Origin of the sequence: Klebsiella planticola ATCC 33531 (genome assembly GCF_000735435.1) — a bacterium.
Lineage (GTDB): Bacteria > Pseudomonadota > Gammaproteobacteria > Enterobacterales > Enterobacteriaceae > Klebsiella > Klebsiella planticola.
In genome coordinates this window covers 90,187-109,227 of record NZ_JMPP01000029.1, presented here as the reverse complement: position 1 = coordinate 109,227, position 19,041 = coordinate 90,187, and the positions used below count along the sequence as shown (strand labels likewise).

The 19,041-nt window shown below is 58.2% G+C and carries 11 protein-coding genes and 2 pseudogenes; 8 read left to right on the top strand and 5 right to left on the bottom strand.

Features of this window, described 5'->3' with window-relative positions; all coding sequences use genetic code 11:
- Nucleotides 1–101: 101 nt before the first annotated feature.
- The gene (locus GRPL_RS11670) at nt 102–995 is read right to left on the bottom strand and encodes an alpha/beta hydrolase (protein ID WP_032695254.1); all 894 of its coding nucleotides are present in this window, start codon (nt 993–995) and stop codon (nt 102–104) included.
- Nucleotides 996–1,218: 223 nt separating this feature from the next.
- On the opposite strand from GRPL_RS11670, the gene GRPL_RS11675 reads away from it, so the two are divergent.
- From GRPL_RS11675 to GRPL_RS11685, 3 genes are all read left to right on the top strand, one after another.
- The gene (locus tag GRPL_RS11675) at nt 1,219–2,964 is read left to right on the top strand and encodes an alpha,alpha-trehalase (protein WP_032699408.1); all 1,746 of its coding nucleotides are present in this window, start codon (nt 1,219–1,221) and stop codon (nt 2,962–2,964) included.
- 103 nt (nt 2,965–3,067) lie between these two features.
- Nucleotides 3,068–3,859 carry a methyltransferase domain-containing protein gene (locus GRPL_RS11680; RefSeq protein WP_032699406.1) on the top strand — a complete coding sequence of 264 codons (792 nt, stop codon included), beginning with the start codon at nt 3,068–3,070 and terminating at the stop codon, nt 3,857–3,859.
- Nucleotides 3,860–4,113: 254 nt separating this feature from the next.
- Entirely contained in the window at nt 4,114–6,234 is a 2,121-nt protein-coding gene (locus tag GRPL_RS11685) for a TonB-dependent siderophore receptor (RefSeq protein ID WP_032695257.1), read from the top strand.
- Nucleotides 6,235–6,323: 89 nt separating this feature from the next.
- Here GRPL_RS11685 and emtA read toward each other — a convergent pair whose 3' ends face one another.
- Nucleotides 6,324–6,935 (bottom strand): membrane-bound lytic murein transglycosylase EmtA, encoded by a 612-nt coding sequence (gene emtA / locus GRPL_RS11690; RefSeq protein ID WP_032687024.1) that lies wholly within the window; start codon nt 6,933–6,935, stop codon nt 6,324–6,326.
- 95 nt (nt 6,936–7,030) lie between these two features.
- On the opposite strand from emtA, the gene ldcA reads away from it, so the two are divergent.
- Both ldcA and GRPL_RS11700 read left to right on the top strand, forming a co-directional pair.
- Entirely contained in the window at nt 7,031–7,945 is a 915-nt protein-coding gene (gene ldcA / locus GRPL_RS11695) for a muramoyltetrapeptide carboxypeptidase (RefSeq protein ID WP_032699404.1), read from the top strand.
- A 92-nt stretch (nt 7,946–8,037) separates the two neighbouring features.
- Nucleotides 8,038–9,753: pseudogene (locus tag GRPL_RS11700) on the top strand (potassium/proton antiporter); the annotation flags it as partial.
- Here GRPL_RS11700 and GRPL_RS28570 read toward each other — a convergent pair.
- Nucleotides 9,706–9,807, bottom strand: a pseudogene (locus GRPL_RS28570) (hypothetical protein); the annotation flags it as partial. The pseudogenes GRPL_RS11700 and GRPL_RS28570 overlap by 48 nt on opposite strands.
- Before the next feature lie 129 nt (nt 9,808–9,936).
- Here GRPL_RS28570 and GRPL_RS11705 point away from each other — a divergent pair.
- Nucleotides 9,937–10,905, top strand: a complete 969-nt coding sequence (locus GRPL_RS11705) for a threonine ammonia-lyase (RefSeq protein ID WP_032699402.1) — start codon at nt 9,937–9,939, stop codon at nt 10,903–10,905.
- A gap of 270 nt (nt 10,906–11,175) precedes the next feature.
- Here the strand turns inward: GRPL_RS11705 and GRPL_RS11710 are convergent, their stop codons facing one another.
- Complete coding sequence (locus GRPL_RS11710; protein WP_032695260.1) at nt 11,176–13,863, bottom strand: cation-transporting P-type ATPase; 2,688 nt, start codon at nt 13,861–13,863, stop codon at nt 11,176–11,178.
- 50 nt (nt 13,864–13,913) lie between these two features.
- Nucleotides 13,914–14,345 (bottom strand): universal stress protein, encoded by a 432-nt coding sequence (locus GRPL_RS11715; RefSeq protein ID WP_032695261.1) that lies wholly within the window; start codon nt 14,343–14,345, stop codon nt 13,914–13,916.
- Between the two features lie 532 nt (nt 14,346–14,877).
- Here GRPL_RS11715 and GRPL_RS11720 point away from each other — a divergent pair.
- Together GRPL_RS11720 and GRPL_RS11725 are read left to right on the top strand one after the other, a co-directional pair.
- On the top strand, nt 14,878–15,963 hold the full coding sequence (locus tag GRPL_RS11720) for an efflux RND transporter periplasmic adaptor subunit (RefSeq protein ID WP_032699400.1): 1,086 nt from the start codon (nt 14,878–14,880) through the stop codon (nt 15,961–15,963).
- On the top strand, nt 15,963–19,025 hold the full coding sequence (locus tag GRPL_RS11725) for an efflux RND transporter permease subunit (protein ID WP_032699398.1): 3,063 nt from the start codon (nt 15,963–15,965) through the stop codon (nt 19,023–19,025). Before GRPL_RS11720 ends, GRPL_RS11725 begins: the two co-directional genes overlap by 1 nt.
- Nucleotides 19,026–19,041: the final 16 nt, after the last annotated feature.

The window sequence follows — 19,041 nt, the reverse complement described above, 5'->3', positions numbered from 1 at the left end:
ATGCGCCGCTTTATTGTGCAAAAAACAATCACCCCGATAGCCGATGCCACGCCGGTTTTGCACCATCATGAAGCAAATATCGCGCGCCTGCGCCATCAGGGTTAGCGCCCGTTCAGCCAGCGCGCGTAATGCTCCGGCCATTCGACGGTCGGCGTACCGGGACGCCCCATGGCAAAACCGTGTCCACCGCGGGCATAGCGATAGAGGCTGACCGGCACCTGATGCTGTCGGCAGGCGGCGGCCATGATCAGGGTGTTATGCGGATCGGACACCGAATCATCCTCCGCCTGGGCCAGAAAACAGGGCGGTGTCTGTGAATTGACGTAGGTCTGCACCGACCAGGCGCGGTCAACCGCTTCCGAGGCATGGGCGCCCGCCAGCATCCGGTGCGTCGCGGTATGGCTATAGGGCGACATCAGCGAAATAATCGGATAAATCAGCGCGGCTTTATCGGCACGAGCCGGATGGTCATCGAGAGCATCCTGCGGCGAATAAGCGGCAAAATCGGCCCGGCAGGCCGCCATACCCAGCAAATGCCCGCCGGCGGAAAACCCCAGCAGGCTGACCTGTTCTTCCCGCGCGCGAATCAACCGCAGCGCCCGCTGGGCGTCCTGCAACGGCGCCAGCGCGCCGGCGCCCCACCCTTCGCCGGGAAGCCGGTAGCTCAGGACGTAGGCGGTATAGCCGCGTGCCGTCAGCCAGCGCGCGGCAGGCCAGGCCTCTTTCGCCATTTCGATGCGCCGGTAGCCGCCCCCGGCGGCAATCAGTACGCCATGACCACGGGGTTGCGCCGGGCGCCACACCGCCAACTGCGGCCGGACAATATGAGTGAGCGCGCCGCGCGCAGAGAGCCGCGGTGCCCCGGATGGCCCGCCGCCCCCCGGCGGTTCGGCAGGCCATAAGCTGAGCACCTCATCCCGGCGATCGCTGGCCCCGGCACGTGCCGCCGCCCACAGCGATGCCGCGCTTAACAGCAGAAAATGACGTCGATTCACCCGCAGTTCTCCTCAGACTTTGATCGACCGATAACAGCACACCGCGATGACATGGCGATTTCCACGGCTCTGCTTATTGTTTGTCTGCCAGGACAGGCAGGTAAATTGTCTGTTTTCACGCAAAATGTTACCTGCAACACCCCGGATAGCAGATATTCGTCTAAGGTTTTCTGATGGTCAAATGCAGTGGCAAGACCGTCTGAAATGATAAGGAGAATTCCCCATGACGAGATCGGTTTCACGTCGTCCCGCAACGTTGCCTTACGCTTTATCTCTGGCGCTCGGGGGCGCGATCTTCGCTTTATCGACGCTGGCCGCCCAGGCCGTGGAAACCAAACCCGTGCCGCCATCCCCGGATGTGATGCTCGGCCCGCTGTTTAATGATGTGCAAAATGCCCGACTCTTCCCCGACCAGAAAACCTTTGCCGATGCGATCCCCAATAGCGATCCGCTGATGATCCTGGCCGACTATCGCATGCAAAAAAACCAGACCAGCTTCGACCTGCGTCATTTCGTCGAGCTGAATTTCACCCTGCCGAAAGACAATGATCGGTACGTTCCGCCGAAGGGCCAGACGCTGCGTCAGCATATCGACGGCCTGTGGCCAGTGCTGACCCGCAGCACCGTTGAGGTCGAAAAGTGGGACTCTTTGCTGCCGCTGCCCAAACCCTACGTGGTTCCCGGCGGCCGCTTCCGGGAAGTGTATTACTGGGATAGCTACTTCACCATGTTGGGCCTGGCCGAGAGCGGGCACTGGGATAAAGTTGAGGATATGGTGACCAACTTCGCGGCGGAGATCGATGCCTGGGGCCACATTCCCAATGGTAATCGTAGCTACTATCTGAGCCGCTCACAGCCGCCGTTTTTCTCGTTTATGGTGGAGCTCCTCGCGACCCATGATGGCGATAGGGTGCTGAAAACCTGGCTGCCGCAGATGGAAAAAGAGTACCAGTACTGGATGAAAGGCGCCGATGCGCTGGAGCCGGGAAAAGCCAACCAGCGGGTGGTGCGAATGGAGGATGGCGCGCTGCTGAACCGCTACTGGGATGATAACGATACCCCGCGTCCGGAATCGTGGCTCGATGATGTCACCACCGCGAAAAACAACCCGAATCGCCCGGCGACCGAGATCTATCGCGACCTGCGTTCTGCCGCCGCCTCGGGCTGGGATTTCAGCTCGCGCTGGATGGATGACCCGAAAAAACTGGGGACCATCCGCACCACCAGCATCGTGCCGGTCGATCTCAACGCGCTGATGTTCCACATGGAGAAGACCCTCTCGCGTGCCAGCAAGGCCGCCGGCGACAGCGCCAAAGCGGCGCAGTACGATGCCCTGGCCAACGACCGCCAGAAGGCGCTGGAGAAATATCTGTGGAACGATAAAGCGGGCTGGTACGCCGATTATGACCTCAAGACCCATAAGGTCCGTAATCAGCTCACCGCCGCGGCCCTGTTCCCGCTGTACGTAAACGCCGCTTCCCGCGAACGAGCGGCGAAGGTCGCTGCGGCGGCAGAATCGCAGCTGCTGAAACCCGGTGGCTTAACCACGACCACCGTGAACAGCGGTCAGCAGTGGGATGCACCGAACGGCTGGGCGCCGCTGCAGTGGGTTGCCGCCCAGGGGCTACAAAACTACGACCAGCAGAAAATTGCGATGGAGGTGAGCTGGCGCTTCCTCAGCAATGTCCAGCATACCTACGACAGTCAACAAAAGCTGGTCGAAAAGTATGATGTCAGCTCGACGGGCACCGGCGGTGGCGGCGGTGAATATCCGCTGCAGGATGGTTTCGGCTGGACCAACGGCGTGACGCTGAAAATGCTGGATCTGGTCTGCCCGAAAGAGAAACCGTGCGATTCACTGCCGGCTTCGCGCCCGGTCGGGAATGTGGAAAAATCCGCTGCGGCCGTCAGCACCCAGCCGGCCGCCAACGATGCGCTCGCCGAACCGGATAAAAAACCGGCGCCGTAAACCTCGTACGCGGCGGGCTCACCGCCGCGTTTTTTTCTCCCGCGCGGCTCGCAATCGCGTTAGTCTGCTGTTTTCAGGTCACCCGCCTTGATGGAAGACTCTTATGTTGATTGACGATATCGATTTTGCCCGCCTCTACCAACAACAGCTCGCTCTGGCAGGACGGAAAGAGAAACCGCCCGCCCACTGGGATGCCCGGGCGGAAAACATCGCCATCGTCGACGCCCCGGTCATCGACAGCTATCTGCAGCAGCTGCTGGCAAAAATCGATTTGCACGGCGCCAGCAGCCTGTTTGATATGGGCTGTGGGCCGGGTACCGTCTCGCTGGCGCTGGCCAGCCAGCTCAAAGAGATCTGCGGCGTCGATTACAGTCAGGGGATGCTGGAGGTCGCCGCCCGTCGGGCTACGGCGCAAGGCGTTCGCCACGCGGTCTGGCGCCAGCGGGCGTGGGAAGAGAGCTGGGAGGGGCTACCGCGCTGCGATATCGCCATCGCCTCCCGTTCCACCCTGGTGGCCGATTTGCGCGATGCGATGACGAAGCTCGATCGTCAGGCGCGGCTGCGGGTCTACACCACCCATCTGGTTAACCCGGGGTTTGCCTCGCCGACGATCCTGCGCGTGCTGGGACGAGACGGCGCGGCGCTGCCGAACTATATGTATGCCGTGAACGTGTTGTATCAAATGGGGATTAATGCCAGCGTCGACTTTATTTATGGCGACACTCAGGATAACAGCAGCTATCCGCTGTTTGAGCGCAACGTCGTGGCGGCGTTCGGCGCACTCAGCCCGGCCGAGCGGGAACGTCTCGCCCGCTGGTATCCGCAGCAAAACCCGGAGACAATTCAGGTTGAGGCCCGGGACTGGGCGCTGATCGGCTGGAATTGCCGTCGCTGAACGCGTTATCCCCCACCTGAATTAGTAGGTAGCGGGTTTCCCTCTCTCCCCCTTCGGGCGCATGACGCGCCCCTTACGCAGCAACATCCTGATATTTATCGCGGTCTTTGCCAGCGAGCGCGACAAAAACGCGCTTGATCGCGAGAAAGCAAACGATAATAATTCGCATTACTTTTTTACGAAAGATGACACTTTCGTTTTTTATGCGTGGTGGCGTACAGGAGTACCAGGCTACGTCAACTCAGGATTATGTCATGACCGCTCGCGTCATCTTCAAACGCCCGGCGCTGCTGTACGCGCTGGCCACCGTCTTCCCGTTTGCCAGCCTGGCGGAAGAGACGGTTATCGTCACCGCGCAACCCATCGACTCTGCCATCTCGCCAACGCAGGGCTATAGCGCCAAAACCTCGGCCGGCGCGACCAAAACCGATCAGCCGTTGATTACCACCGCGCAATCGGTCTCCGTCATCACCCGTCAACAGATGGATGATCAGGGAGCCAATACCATCAGCCAGGCGCTGGAATACACTCCGGGGGTTTACTCCAGCTTCGGCGGCGGCGCAACCCGCTTTGATACGGTATCGCTACGCGGCTACCACGGCGGTGATGTTGATAACCTGTTTCTCGACGGCATGCGCCTGATGAGCGACGGCGGTAGCCACAACGTCCTGCAAATCGATCCGTGGTTTGTTGAACGGGTTGACGTCATCCGCGGCCCCTCTTCGGCGCTGTACGGTCAGAGCGTGCCGGGCGGGGTGGTGAATCTGACCTCCAAACGTCCGCAGTTTACCTCGGAAGGCCATTTCCGCCTCAGCGGCGGGACGCAGAATACCAAAGGGGCCGCCTTCGATTATACCGATGCCCTCAACGATCAATGGGCTTACCGGATTATCGGCATGACGCGCACCAGCGATACTCAGTACGATAACACCCGCGAAGAACGCTACGCTATTTCGCCTTCCCTGCTCTGGCAACCGGATACTGACACCTCGCTGCTGCTGCGCGCCTACCTGCAAAAAGATCCGTCAGGCGGCTATCACGGTTCGCTGCCGCTGGAAGGCACCCGCTATGCCCACAACGGGCGTAAGCTCTCCACCAGCACCAACGAAGGCGATCCGTCAGACGGGTATCAGCGCCGCGAGCAGATCTACAGCTACGAGTTCACTCACCAGTTCAATGACGTCTGGTCGGCCTACTCCGCCGGAAGCTATACCCACACCAACGTATCGCTGGATCAGGTGTATCAGGTCGGCTGGATTGATGACAGCGATAGTCTGGCGCGCGGCTACAGCGGCTCGCGCGGTTCGCTGGATGCCTGGTCAACCGATAACCGCCTGCGCGCCGATTTCACCACCGGCGAACTGGCCCATACGCTGATTCTCGGTGGAGAATATCACCGTTTCCGCAACGATCTGTGGACCGGCGCCGGCAGCGCGTCGCCTCTCGATCCGTTCAGCGGCTATAGCGCGCAGACCGGACATACCGTGACCTACAGCGATAACAACAACCGCCGCTATTACCAGACCGGGATCTATCTGCAGGACGAAATGGTCTGGGCGCGCTGGCATCTGGATGTGTCCGGGCGTTACGACCGTATTGTTTCGCAGCAGGTCAGCGATACCTTCGGCACCTCCAGCCGCCGCTCCGATGACCATATCAGCGGCCGGGCATCGCTGCTGTATGCCCTGGAAAACGGCCTCTCGCCGTATCTGAGCTATAGCCAGGCGATTACCCCTGCGATGCTGCCGGGCGCCGACGGTACCCTGCTGAAACCCACCACGGCAGAACAGCTGGAAGCGGGGCTGAAGTTCCAGCCGCCGGGCTCCGCCGATATGTACAGCATCGCGGTCTACGATTTAACGCAAAAAGATGTGGCGACGCGCGATCCAAACATCGCCACCGCGACCTTTATTCCAGCAGGAAAAGTTCACTCTCAGGGCGTGGAGCTGGAGATGCGCAACCAGATTACGCCTGAGCTGAGCACCCTCGCCTCCTACACCTGGAACCGCCTGCGCTTCCAGGACACCAAAGATGGGACGAGCGACAATACGCCGCAGCTGACGCCGGATCAGATGGCCTCTTTCTGGGCGCGCTATCAGTTCCCGGCGGGGATCAGCGCCGGGGCTGGCGTACGCTATATTGGGAAACAGTGGGCGGATGACGCTAATACCGAGCGCCTGCCGTCGGTGACCTTACTGGATGCGATGGTGCGCGCCGATCTCGGCGTCTGGTCGCCGTCGTTGAAAGGGGCTTTTGTGCAGGTTAACGCCAATAACCTCAGCGACCGGGAGTATCTCTCCGGCTGCTACGGGACCGGCAACTGCTACTGGGGAGCCGAACGCAGCGTGACCGCCACCGTCGGCTACGACTTCTAAGGATTGTCTGAAAAACATTCCGCTCGCGCTGTGCTCTACGGATGACACCCGACGTGTCGCCCCGTGAAGCGCAGCGCGAGCGCAGGCGGCTACATGGCGTCCAGCGCCTGCTGCAGCTTCCAGATATAGCGCGGAGCCTGCGGAGCCGGATGTTTTTTCACCACGTGCTCAAAGAACTCATCGGCATCCAAATCGTTAATCTCGTCAATCGCATCCTGACGATTCGAGGAGAAGGTACGCAGGAGCGCCCCGGCGCCATTGGCGTAGGAGACCACCACCGCATAGCGCATCACCTGCGGATCTTTAATCCCGGCAAGCGGGCCATTCTCAAGGATACTCAGATAGGCTGCGCCCATCGAGATATTACGTTCGGGGTTTTTCAGCTCGCTGACCGACGGCTCGCCGCGCCAGCCCATGCGCCGGTAGACATCGCGCCCGGAAGTGGAAGGCTTCAGCTGCATCAGGCCTACTGCTCCGGATTTGCTGATAACCGTCGGGTTGCCACCGGATTCAATGGCGATAATCGCCGTCACCAGCTGCGGGTCAACGCCCCACGCCGCGCCGGCTTTTTCACTGATCGGCATCCACTGCATCGCCCGCTTAACCGGAACTTCAGCGTTCCACGGCGGGTTACGGTAATCCTGTTTTGAGCTACAACCGGCCAACAATACAACGATAAAAACACACCATCTCAATTTCACACATCTATCCTTATTGGCTGAAGTTTGCCGCCTGGAGATGACAATAATCGCTCCAGGCGGCATGATAACCCTTTCATTCTTAGCAAGGAATTGTCATGTCTCAGTTTTATCTGGTCGCCCCCTCAGGTTACTGCCTCAACCAGGAGGCAGCATACCGCGGCGTTCAACGTCTGCAGGAAGCCGGGCATCAGGTCCTGCACCAGGAGGTCATCCCTCGCCGCCAGCAGCGGTTTGCCGGAACTGAGCATGAGCGCCTGAACGACATTAACCAACTGGCGACCCTCGACGGCGCTAATCGCATCGTGATGGCGGTACGCGGCGGCTACGGCGCCAGCCGCCTGCTGCCGCACATCGACTGGCAGGCCCTCGCTGCGCGCCAGCGGCAGAACCCGCTAATCATTTGCGGACACAGCGATTTTACAGCGATTCAGATGGGCCTGCTGGCAAAGGGTAGCATAATCACCTTCAGTGGTCCGATGCTGGCCGGTAACTTTGGCGCCGAAACCATGGACCCGTTTACCGAACACCACTTCTGGCAGGCGCTGCGCAACCCGGAATTTACCCTCGAGTGGCAGGGCGAAGGCCCGGATTGCCGGACCCAGGGAACTCTGTGGGGCGGCAATCTGGCGATGATAACCTCGCTGATTGGCACGCCGTGGCTGCCGCAAATCGCCAACGGCATTCTGGTGCTGGAAGATATTAACGAGCATCCGTTCCGCGTCGAACGGATGCTGCTGCAGCTGCTCAATAGTGGTATCCTCGCAAATCAGCGCGCCATCGTCCTCGGCAGCTTTACCGGCGCCCGACCTAACGATTACGACGCGGGCTATGATTTACCGCAGGTCCGTGATTATCTTCGCGCACAGCTCGCTGTTCCGCTCATCAGCGGGTTGGACTTCGGCCACGAGCAGCAGACCGTGACTCTGCCCCTCGGCGCGAATGCGCTGCTGGTGAACAACGCGGCCACCACCACCTTAACGCTCAGCGGGCATCCGGTACTGACAGAATAAAAACTTCCGTTACACATTTTCGGATACTCTGCAGATTGTTAAAATGATGTCACTTTCATAAAACCTTCACGCCAGTAAGGAGTACGTCAACTTTGGACGCCGGTGCGGTCATTAGTCTGTTTATTCTGGGTTCTGTATTAGTAACCTGTAGCATTTTATTGAGTTCCTTTTCCTCACGCCTTGGCATCCCGATTCTGGTTATTTTCCTTGCCATCGGTATGCTGGCCGGCGTCGATGGTATCGGCGGCATCCCTTTTGACAACTACCCTTTCGCCTACATGGTGAGTAACCTGGCGCTGGCGGTGATCCTGCTTGATGGCGGCATGCGCACCCAGGCGAGCTCGTTTCGCGTCGCGCTCTGGCCCGCCCTCTCACTGGCGACCGTTGGCGTGCTGATCACCTCCTGTCTGACCGGGATGATGGCCGCGTGGCTGTTCCATCTCGATCTTATCGAGGGGATGCTGATCGGCGCGATTGTCGGCTCCACCGACGCCGCGGCGGTCTTCTCGTTGCTCGGCGGTAAAGGGCTGAACGAACGCGTGGGCTCCACGCTGGAGATTGAATCCGGTAGCAATGATCCGATGGCGGTATTCCTGACCATTACCCTTATCGAGATGATTCAGCAGCATGAAACCGGCCTGAGCTGGATGTTTGCCGTGCATATCGTGCAGCAGTTCGGCCTCGGTATTGCGATTGGTCTCGGCGGCGGTTATCTGCTGTTGCAGATGATTAACCGCATCGTGCTCCCTGCGGGACTCTATCCGCTGCTGGCGCTGAGCGGCGGGATTATGATTTTTGCCGTCACCACGTCGCTGGACGGCAGCGGTATTCTGGCGGTGTATCTGTGCGGCTTCCTGCTCGGCAACCGGCCGATTCGCAACCGCCACGGGATCCTGCAGAACTTTGACGGGCTGGCGTGGCTGGCGCAAATCGCCATGTTCCTTGTGCTCGGTCTGCTGCTCACGCCGTCGGATCTGTGGCCTATCGCCATCCCGGCGCTACTGCTGTCAATGTGGATGATTTTCGTCGCCCGCCCGCTGTCGGTCTTTGCCGGCCTGCTGCCATTTCGCGGTTTTAACCTGCGCGAGCGGGTGTTTATCAGCTGGGTTGGCCTGCGCGGCGCGGTGCCGATTATTCTCGCCGTCTTCCCGATGATGGCGGGCCTTGACAACGCCCGCTTGTTCTTTAACGTCGCCTTCTTCGTGGTGCTGGTCTCGCTGCTGCTGCAGGGAACGTCCCTCTCCTGGGCGGCGAAAAAAGCCAAAGTGGTGGTTCCGCCGGTGGGCTGGCCCATCTCCCGCGTCGGGCTGGATATTCACCCAGAAAACCCCTGGGAGCAGTTTGTTTACCAGCTGAGCGCCGATAAATGGTGCGTCGGCGCGGCGCTGCGCGATCTGCACATGCCGCCGGAAACCCGCATTGCCGCCCTGTTCCGCGACAATGTTCTGCTGCACCCGACCGGCAGCACCCGCCTGCTCGAAGGCGATATTCTCTGCGTGATCGGCCGCGAGCACGACCTGCCGGCGCTGGGTAAAATGTTCAGCCAGTCGCCGCCGGTGGCGCTCGACCAGCGCTTCTTCGGCGACTTTATTCTCGACGCCAGCGCAAAATTCGCCGATGTGGCGCAAATTTACGGCCTTGACGGCGGAGAGGAGTTTCGCGAACGCCAGCAGTCGCTGGGGGACGTGATTCAGGACCTGCTCGGTGCCGCGCCGGTTGTCGGTGACCAGGTGGAGTTCGCCGGAATGCTGTGGACGGTGGCGGAGAAAGAGGAAGACCACGTGCTGAAGGTCGGGGTACGCGTGGCGGAAGACGAGGCGGAGTGATCCGCCTCTTGCTACTCTCGCTTCGGTGAATGGCACCGACGCATACAGACCCCAGAATCATCTCAACAAACGCGCATCGGCGGCCCTGAGGGCCGCGATGACGCAGGGAAACGCCCCCTGTTTCCTCACCTCTTTTACCCGAGAGCTTTCACAGGAGATAGACCGATGACGACTTACATGACTGTGTCTTCCATTGTCGCCGCAGCCGAAAGGGTTAGAGATACAGTCGTACGAACCCCCACGGTTTTGTCTCCGGGATTATCGGATATGCTGGGAAGAGCGGTTTTTCTTAAACTGGAGAATTTGCAGACCGGGGGTTCATTTAAAGCCAGGGGAGTGCTGAACCTGCTTTCCGCTTTTAGCGGCGAGCGGAAAGATTACCGCTTCGCTGCCGTCAGTGGCGGTAACTTTGGTATCGCAGTGGCAGAGGCTGCCAAAGCGCTCAATATCGACGTCACCGTCATCATGCCGGAAAATGCTCCGGCCTCATCCGTTGAAAAAATACGTCATTCCGGCGCCACGGTCATGATTGAAGAAAATGTCGATGCCGCTTTTGAACGGGCCAGAAACCTTTCACAACAGGGATATCATCTCATTGATGACTGTCGCGACACCCGTGTCGCGGAAGGATATGGCACTCTGGCGCTCGAACTGATTGCGGATTGCCCTTCTTTAACCGACGTGTTTGTTGCGGTCGGTGGCGGTGCCATGCTGGCTGGCGTGGGGACGGTGCTTAAATCCCACAACCCGCACATCCGCATCTGGGGAGTGGAAACGGTGGGCGCCAGTTCAATGTATCAGGCATTAAAAGCGGGCAAGCCTGTAAATGTCGATATCACCTCCGCCGTGTCAACGCTGGGTGTCCCGGTGATTGATCCGTTGATGCTGAAACACGCTCAGCGCTACCTTGAAGAGATAGTCATCGTGTCAGATAACGACGCCGTCTCAGGGATGATCACTTTTGCTGAGCAAGCCAGACAATGGGTGGAACCCGCCAGCGGGACGCTCATTCCTGCGGCCCATGCGGTTATCCCCAAACTTCCCAAAGATGCGGTCATTGGGCTCATCGTATGCGGGGGGAATATTAGCCAGCGGGAGATGAATGTCTGGGCAAAAAATGCCGGGATTAATTAAATGCCAGCGTCCTGTGCCCCCCCTGCTTTAGGCTGGCAAAAATGGGCGATCGGCAGAGAGTACTGAAAGCGGCAAAGGGGCGGGTTCAAATTCCAGCGGAATTTTTACCCGCCGCCCACCGGCAACAGAGGCCCGACAGACCTGCTCAAAAAGAATGGCTAATCCCACGCCGGCTCATGCGGCCTGAAGCGCCATTTCCCCCACGGTTAACACAATACGCCTGCTGAACATAAGCGGGCCTGCCCTTGTCCGATGCGACAGCCTCATGTATCAGGCGGTGCGCCATTTCCGGGTTAACGGTTTTTCGACCTCGACAATCAGGAACATCACAAATCCGATGACAAAAGTGATCACCCAATAGCGGAACGGCAGCGCGGTGGTACCAAACAGCATTTGCATAAACGGCGCGTAGATGATCAGCAGCTGCAGCGCCAGCAGGACGGCGCTGACGATCCAGATGCCTCTGTTTGCCAGTAATCCTTTACTCAGAGAAAAGCCGTCGGCGACGCGGCAGTTGAGCATATAAAACCACTGGGCGGTCACCAGCGTTTGCAGCAGGACGGTACGAATAAACTCCGGCGAATAGCCGCGTGGCTGGAGCCAGGCTTCCAGAACAAAGGCGCTCACGGCTATCATCGAACCCACAAAAATCACCCGCCAGATAGCGAAACCATCCATAACATGCAGTTTAGGATCGCGCGGCGGTCGCGCCATAATGTTCTTCTCGCCAGCCTCAAACGCCAGGCCGAACGACAGCGTGGCGGAGGTCGCCATGTTCATCCATAAGATCAGCACCGGGGTCAAAGGAATTAAGTTCCCCGCCAGCAGCGCAATAATGATTAATAACCCCTGCGCCAGGTTGGTCGGCATAATGAAAAGGATGGTTTTCTTCAGGTTATCGTACACCCGCCGCCCTTCTCTGACCGCGCTGGCGATGGTGGCGAAGTTATCATCCGTCAGCACCATATCGGCCGCCTCTTTGGTCACCTCGGTTCCCTTGATGCCCATGGCGATCCCGACATCAGCCTGCTTCAGCGCCGGAGCATCGTTCACCCCGTCGCCGGTCATCCCCACCACCTCTTTTTTACTCTGCAACGCCTGCACCAGACGGAATTTATCTTCCGGGCTGGTACGGGCGAAAATGTCAAATTTCTGCGCCGCTTCGCTGAGCTGCTGGTCGTCCATCACCTCCAGCTCACGCCCGGTGATGGCATTGCCGGCATTGCCAATGCCAAGCATTTTGCCGATACTCATCGCGGTTTGCGGGTGATCGCCAGTGATCATTTTCACCCGAATGCCCGCCTGCAGGCAGTCGCCAATCGCCGTAATCGCTTCCGGACGCGGCGGGTCCATCATCCCGGCAATGCCGAGGAGGATAACCCCCTGCTGCAGATCCTGATGGGTCAGCTCGCTTTGCCCGCTGGCCGCCGGTTTCCACGCCGCCGCGACCATTCGCAACCCTTCCCGCGCGTACTCTTCGATTTTCGCTTCCCAGTAGGGCTGATTCAGCGGCTGCAGGCCATCCTCCGTCTGCTGCTGCTGACAAAGCCGGAACAGCACATCCGGGGCGCCGGTGATTAAGATCATCTCTTCATTACCGATCCGATAGAGCGTCGACATATATTTATATTGCGAATCGAAAGGGATTTTGCTGCGCAATTCGGTGGCCACAGTCGGCAGCGCGACTTTCGCCGCCAGCACTTTCAGCGCCCCTTCCGTTGGACCGCCGGTAATTTTCCATAACCCGCTTTCATCCTTGATAAGCTGGCTGTCATTACATAAATCAATGGTCCTCAAATAGCGCTCAAGCAGCGTACCGGGGGCCACCACAACCGGCCCAGCGCCATCTACCGGGTGAATATTCCCGATCGGTTCATAGCTATCGCCTTCTACCCGATAGACGGTATCCGCCGTAATGACGGCTTTTACCGTCATCTCGTTCATGGTCAGCGTTCCGGTTTTATCCGAGCAGATCACCGTCATCGCCCCGAGGGTCTCAACGGTCGGCAGCTTGCGGATAATCGCCTTCTGCCGCGCCATGGTCTGCACGCCCAAAGAGAGAATGATCGAGATGATCGCCGGCAAACCTTCCGGCACCGACGCCACCGCAAGGCTAATCAGCGAGAGCATCAGCTCTGAAACCGGCATATCGCGAAACAGCAGGCTGAAGACGAACAGCGCGGCCATCATCACCAGGATGATAATAAAGATGGCTTTGCCGAGCTTATCCATCTGTACCAGCAGCGGCGTACGGTGCTTTTCAATATCCGCCATCATCTGGTTGATATGGCCCAGTTCGGTATCCCCGCCGGTCGCCACCACCAGACCTTTCCCGCCGCCGGAACTGACCGTGGTCCCCGAAAACAACAGGTTCGTGCGATCGCCGAGGGGAAGCTCGCCGCTCAGCGCCTCGGTGTTTTTTTCCACGACCGTCGACTCACCGGTGAGAATCGCCTCTTCCACACGCAGATTGTGGGCTTCAATAACCCGCAGGTCGGCAGGGATTCGGTCCCCTGCCCGGATCACCACAATATCACCCGGCACCAGCGCGGTGGTCGCCACCGTTTCATGGTTCCCCTGACGGATCACCACCGCTTCGCTGGAAAGCATATTACGAATGCTCTGCAGCGATTTTTCCGCATTACTTTCCTGGATATGGCCAATCAGGGCATTGATCACCGCGACGCCGAGGATCACCAGGGTATCAACCCAGTGCCCCATGACCGCAGTCAGCAGCGCGGCTGCCAGCAGGACGTAGATCAGGACATCGTTGAAATGGGCGAGGAAGCGGAGCCAGGCGGGTTTGCCCGGCTTTTGGGGTAGCGCATTCTCACCGTACTGCTGGAGTCGCGAGGCCGCTTCTGCGCTGCTAATACCTTCGGAGGAACTGTTGGTGCTGGTCAGGGTTTCATCGACGGAGAGCTTGTAGAACGGGCCAGCCGGTTTGTCTGTACTCATAGTTATCTCCTCACTCCTGTAACGGAAATCAGAACAGCATCAGGCCGCCCCTAACGCACAACGAAAACCGGAACGTGGGCATAACGCACGATGCTTGCCGCCTCGGAACCCAGCAAGTGGGTCTGAATATTGGGGTTACGCGAGCCAATAATCACCACATCCGCCTGCAGTTCGTCGGCCAGTTTGATCACTTCATCACGAATATTGCCGCTGCGGACATGAATATGGATGTCACTTTCCGGCAAGGTGGACTTTTTGGCCAGCTCAGCCAGTTTTTCCTCTGAGTTTTTAACCAGATAGTCTTCCATTTTTCGTGCATCGGAAATAAATCCGCGCGTTAGCGCTGGGGAAAACAGAGGGTTTACGTGCACTAAATGAATTTTCCCGGAAGCGCTTTGCGCAAGAAACTGAGCATGGGATAACGCTTTGTCGGCGAGACCAATTTCAAAGACATCAACCGGGACCAGGATATTTTTATACATAGAGACAATCCTTTTATTACCAATAGAATAGTTGGCGATTAACGCCTGACGTGTCGTATTGAGGAAATAATCTCAGAAACAAAAGCTGGCACAAAAGTCGGTATAATTAAACGTAGCACAGGACGGTTAACATGATTAAGCCACCGGTTATTATATTGAAAAATATCACAGAGCCCGCCCACCTCAGACAAATCGGCTGGAAACAGCGCTAAAACTTCGACATAAGGACAATTTTTACTCTTTTTAACATTTCCGCTTTTCTACGACTATGCTCATAATCAGGAGCTATAGTACTTCCAAAAATCACCCCATAATTAGTCATGTGAGAATTTACTTACTATATATCCAGTACTAAAGGAGGCGCGATGTTTGGCTATAGTCTGGTTCGTCTGAGCCTGTTTATCGCCCTGGCAATCATTGCCTGTACGGCGACAGGTTTATTCACTTATGTCGTTGTCTCCGCGTTGGCTGAATAATCATGGCGCTTGTAACAAACATGTAAAATAAATCTATTCACACTGAGGGGAATACAGTGAAGCGTTATTTTTCTCTCATTCCTGTTGTTATTTTAATAACAACAGCTTGCGATCAGAAAGCACCCCAGGTCACGCCACTACCGCGGATGGTTAAAGCGGTGGAGGTAACCGCCGTCGGTGATTCACAGCAACGTATTTTTCCTGCGCGCATCGAATCCGGGGACTCTACGGATCTGTCTTTTAAACGCGGTGGCCAGGTTGAATCGCTCGACGTTCGCCAGGGGGCGAACATTACGCAAGGACAGGTCCTCGCCCGCCTGAACGCGCGGGAAGCCCAACAGCGCTTCAATGAACGACAAACTGCCGCCACGCTCGCGCAGCGGCAGTTCGATCGCTTCCAGACCCTGGCCGGCCGCCAGGCTATTTCGAAAGCTGAAATGGACATCCAGCGCGCCAGCCGCGACTCGGCAAATGCCGCGCTGAAAATTGCCCGCGAAGAGCTCGACCAGATGACGCTAAACGCGCCGTTTAGCGGGGTAGCGGCCAGCGTGCCGGTCCGCAATCACCAGGTGGTCGCCGCCGGCCAGACCATTGTGACCCTGACGCGTAGCGATCTCCTTGATGTGGTCTTCAGTATTCCGGAAAACCTGTTTAGCGCCTTTGATATTCGCAACGCCCAGTACCGCCCGATAGTGAAAATCAACGCCCTGCCGGAGCGCCAGTTCACCGCCCAGTACAAAGAGCATTCCGGCAGCAGCGACAATCATACCCTGACGTGGCAGGTGATTTTGACCATGCCGCGTCCGGCTGATTTCCCTGCGGTGGGCGGCGTCAGCGGAACCGTGACGGTGAATCTGGCAAATCTGCCCGCCAACGCGGGTCATGAGGCGCTGGTGGTGCCGGTTGAGGCGGTGTTCAATCCCGATAATCATCCGCGCAATGAGCCGCACGTGTGGGTAATTAAAGGCGATGGAGAACAGCTGCATCTTGAAGATCGCAAAGTGAGTGTCGGGCAGGTAACCACCCAGGGTGTGGTCATTACCGACGGGCTCAGCGCCGGCGAGCGCGTTGTGGCGGCTGGCGTAAGCGAACTGCATGCCCAACAGCCGGTTCGAATCTGGACGCGTGAACGAGGCCTGTAATGGATATCTCTCGCCAGTTTATTAATAATCCCGTTCGCGTCTGGTTAACTATTCTGCTGCTGGGCATTGGCGGTATTTTTGCCCTGCTCAATATCGGCCGTCTGGAAGATCCGGCCTTTACCATTAAAACGGCGGTGGTCATTACCCACTATCCTGGCGCATCGGCGCAACAGGTCGAAGAAGAGGTCACCCTTCCGCTGGAAAATGCCCTGCAACAGTTGCCCTATCTGGATAACGTCAGCTCTATTTCGTCCAACGGACTCTCGCAGATTACGGTGAACATCGCCTCGAATTACCACTCCAATGAGCTGCCGCAAATCTGGGATGAGCTGCGGCGCAGGGTGGGCGATGCGGCCCGCCTCTTCCCGCCAGGCGTGGTTTCCCCCTTCGTCAACGATGATTTCGGCGACGTGTTTGGCTTCTTCTTTGCCATTTCCGGCGACAGTTTTAGCAATCCGGAGCTGGTCCGCTATGCCGAGCAGCTGCGCCGGGAGCTGGTGCTGGTGCCCGGCGTCGGCAAGGTCGCCATCGGCGGCGCGATCCCTCAGCAAATTAACATTGATATCTCGCTGCCTAAAATGGCGGCCCGCGGCATTACCCTTAATCAGCTTTCCGCTCTTCTCAGTCGCCTGAACGTCGTTTCCAGCGCCGGGGAGATAAAATCCGGCAGCGAGTCCATTCGCCTGCATCCCACCGGGGAATTTGACAATATCGACGAACTGGGCGACCTGCCGATCAACCCGCATGGCACGGGAGCGGCGACCCGGCTGCGGGATATTGCGACGATCTCGCGCGGGTTGAGCGAATCCCCGTCCAGCATCTACCACGCCAACGGCCGCCAGGCGGTGACGATGGGCGTCTCGTTTATTCCCGGCGTCAACGTCATCGATGTTGGCCACGCGCTGGAGGCTAAACTGGCGCAAATGTCGGCGGAAAAACCCGCCGGGATTCACCTCGATCTGTTCTACGATCAGGCGGCTGAAGTTGGCCACTCGGTTAACGGCTTTATCACTAATTTCTTAATGGCGCTGGCCATTGTTGTCGGCGTGCTGCTGATCTTTATGGGCGTGCGCAGCGGTATTATTATTGCGTTCTCGCTGGCCCTCAACGTGCTGGGCACGCTGCTGATTATGTACCTGTGGGGTATTGAGCTACAGCGGATTTCGCTGGGGGCGCTCATTATCGCCCTCAGTATGCTGGTCGATAATGCTATCGTGATTGTCGAAGGGGTGCTGATTGCCCGCCAGCAGGGGTCAACGCTGCTGACCGCCATCAACTACGTTATCCGCCGTTCCGCCCTGCCCCTGCTGGGAGCAACGGTGATTGCGATCCTCGCCTTCGCACCTATCGGCCTGTCGCAGGACTCGACGGGGGAATATTGTAAATCGCTGTTCCAGGTACTGTTAATCTCCCTGATGCTCAGCTGGTTCTCGGCGCTCACCATTACCCCGGTGCTGATCAAATGGTGGCTGTTTAAAGGCGCGGCATCCCCGGCGCCGGCCGCTGAGACCGATCCTTACCGCGGGCGCTTCTACCGCAGCTACCAGCGGATCCTCAACGCCCTGTTGCGGCAAAAAACCGTCACCCTCGTGGTGATGGCTGCGCTGCTGGCTGGCGCAGTCTGGGGATTTGGCTCGGTGCGGCAGAACTTTTTCCCGTCATCCAATACGCCGATCTTCTTTGTGGATCTGTGGCTGCCCTACGGCACCGACATTGCCGCCACGGAAAAAATGGCCAGCGATATCGAAACCGCGATTAACGGCCAGCCCGGCGTCGTCACCACCGTGGCCACCGTCGGTCAGGGCAGCATGCGCTTTATCCTCACCTATAGCGGCCAGCGGCAGTACAGCAACTATGCGCAGATCATGGTTCGCATGGACGACCGGCGCAGCATTGACGCCCTCACTCGTCACGTGGATGCCTATATTGCGCGTTACTATCCGCAGGTGAACGCCAGCAGCAAGCGGGTGATGTTTGGTCCGTCCGGCGACAGCGCAATCGAGGTACGGATTAAAGGCCCCGATCCCGACAGATTGCGGCTGATAGCCAGCCAGGTAAGCACGATCCTCACGGCAGATCCGGCCGTCGGCAGCGTGCGTAACGACTGGCAAAACCGCAGTAAAACGATCCGCCCGCAGTATTCCCCTACCCTGGGGCGCGAGCTGGGGGTGGATAAGCAAGATATCGACAGTGCGCTGCAGATGAATTTCAGCGGTAGCCGCGCCGGGCTGTATCGCGAAGGCGCCGATCTGCTGCCGGTGGTGGTGCGCCCGCCGGCCGCCGAACGTCAGGATGCTAACCATCTGCAAAACGTGCTGGTGTGGAGCCAAAGCCGTCAGCAGTACATTCCGCTAAGCAACGTCGTCAGCGGCTTTAACCTCGAATGGGAAGACCCGTTAATTCTGCGCCGCGACCGCAGCCGCGTGCTCACGGTGATGACCGACCCCGACCCGCTGAGCAATCAAACCCCAGGCGATATTCTGGCGCGGGTCCAGCCGCAGATTGACGCGCTCAGCCTGCCGCACGGCTACAGCATTGAGTGGGGAGGCGATGCCGAGAACTCCAGCGAAGCGCAGCAGGGGCTGTTCACCACCCTGCCATTGGGCTATCTGGTGATGTTCGTCATCACCGTGTTGATGTTCAGCTCGCTGAAGAATGCCATTGCCATCTGGCTGACCGTACCGCTGGCGCTGATCGGCGTGACGCCGGGATTTTTAATTACCGGCATCCCTTTTGGTTTTATGGCGCTTATCGGTCTACTGAGCCTGAGCGGAATGCTTATCCGTAACGGTATCGTGCTGGTTGAAGAGATTGAACAACAAAAACAGGAAAAACCGCAGCACGAGGCGATTATCTATGCGGCAACCTCGCGCTTACGCCCGATACTGCTCACGGCCTTCACCACCGTGCTCGGGCTGGCGCCGCTGCTGCTGGACGTCTTCTTCCAGAGTATGGCGGTGGTTATCATGTTCGGGCTGGGTTTTGCGACCCTTCTGACGCTCCTGGTTCTTCCGGTTATTTACGCCTGTTTCCACCCTAAGGATATGCGGCAACCACAATGAACACCACCGGGTTAAA

Excerpts from the sequence above, each read along its gene's own strand:
- GRPL_RS11675 (WP_032699408.1), top strand. The coding sequence starts at position 1,219 with ATGACGAGATCGGTTTCACGTCGTCCCGCAACGTTGCCTTACGCTTTA.
- GRPL_RS11680 (WP_032699406.1), top strand. The coding sequence starts at position 3,068 with ATGTTGATTGACGATATCGATTTTGCCCGCCTCTACCAACAACAGCTC.
- GRPL_RS11685 (WP_032695257.1), top strand. The coding sequence starts at position 4,114 with ATGACCGCTCGCGTCATCTTCAAACGCCCGGCGCTGCTGTACGCGCTG.
- ldcA (WP_032699404.1), top strand. The coding sequence starts at position 7,031 with ATGTCTCAGTTTTATCTGGTCGCCCCCTCAGGTTACTGCCTCAACCAG.
- GRPL_RS11705 (WP_032699402.1), top strand. The coding sequence starts at position 9,937 with ATGACGACTTACATGACTGTGTCTTCCATTGTCGCCGCAGCCGAAAGG.
- GRPL_RS11710 (WP_032695260.1), bottom strand. The coding sequence starts at position 13,863 with ATGAGTACAGACAAACCGGCTGGCCCGTTCTACAAGCTCTCCGTCGAT.
- GRPL_RS11715 (WP_032695261.1), bottom strand. The coding sequence starts at position 14,345 with ATGTATAAAAATATCCTGGTCCCGGTTGATGTCTTTGAAATTGGTCTC.
- GRPL_RS11725 (WP_032699398.1), top strand. The coding sequence starts at position 15,963 with ATGGATATCTCTCGCCAGTTTATTAATAATCCCGTTCGCGTCTGGTTA.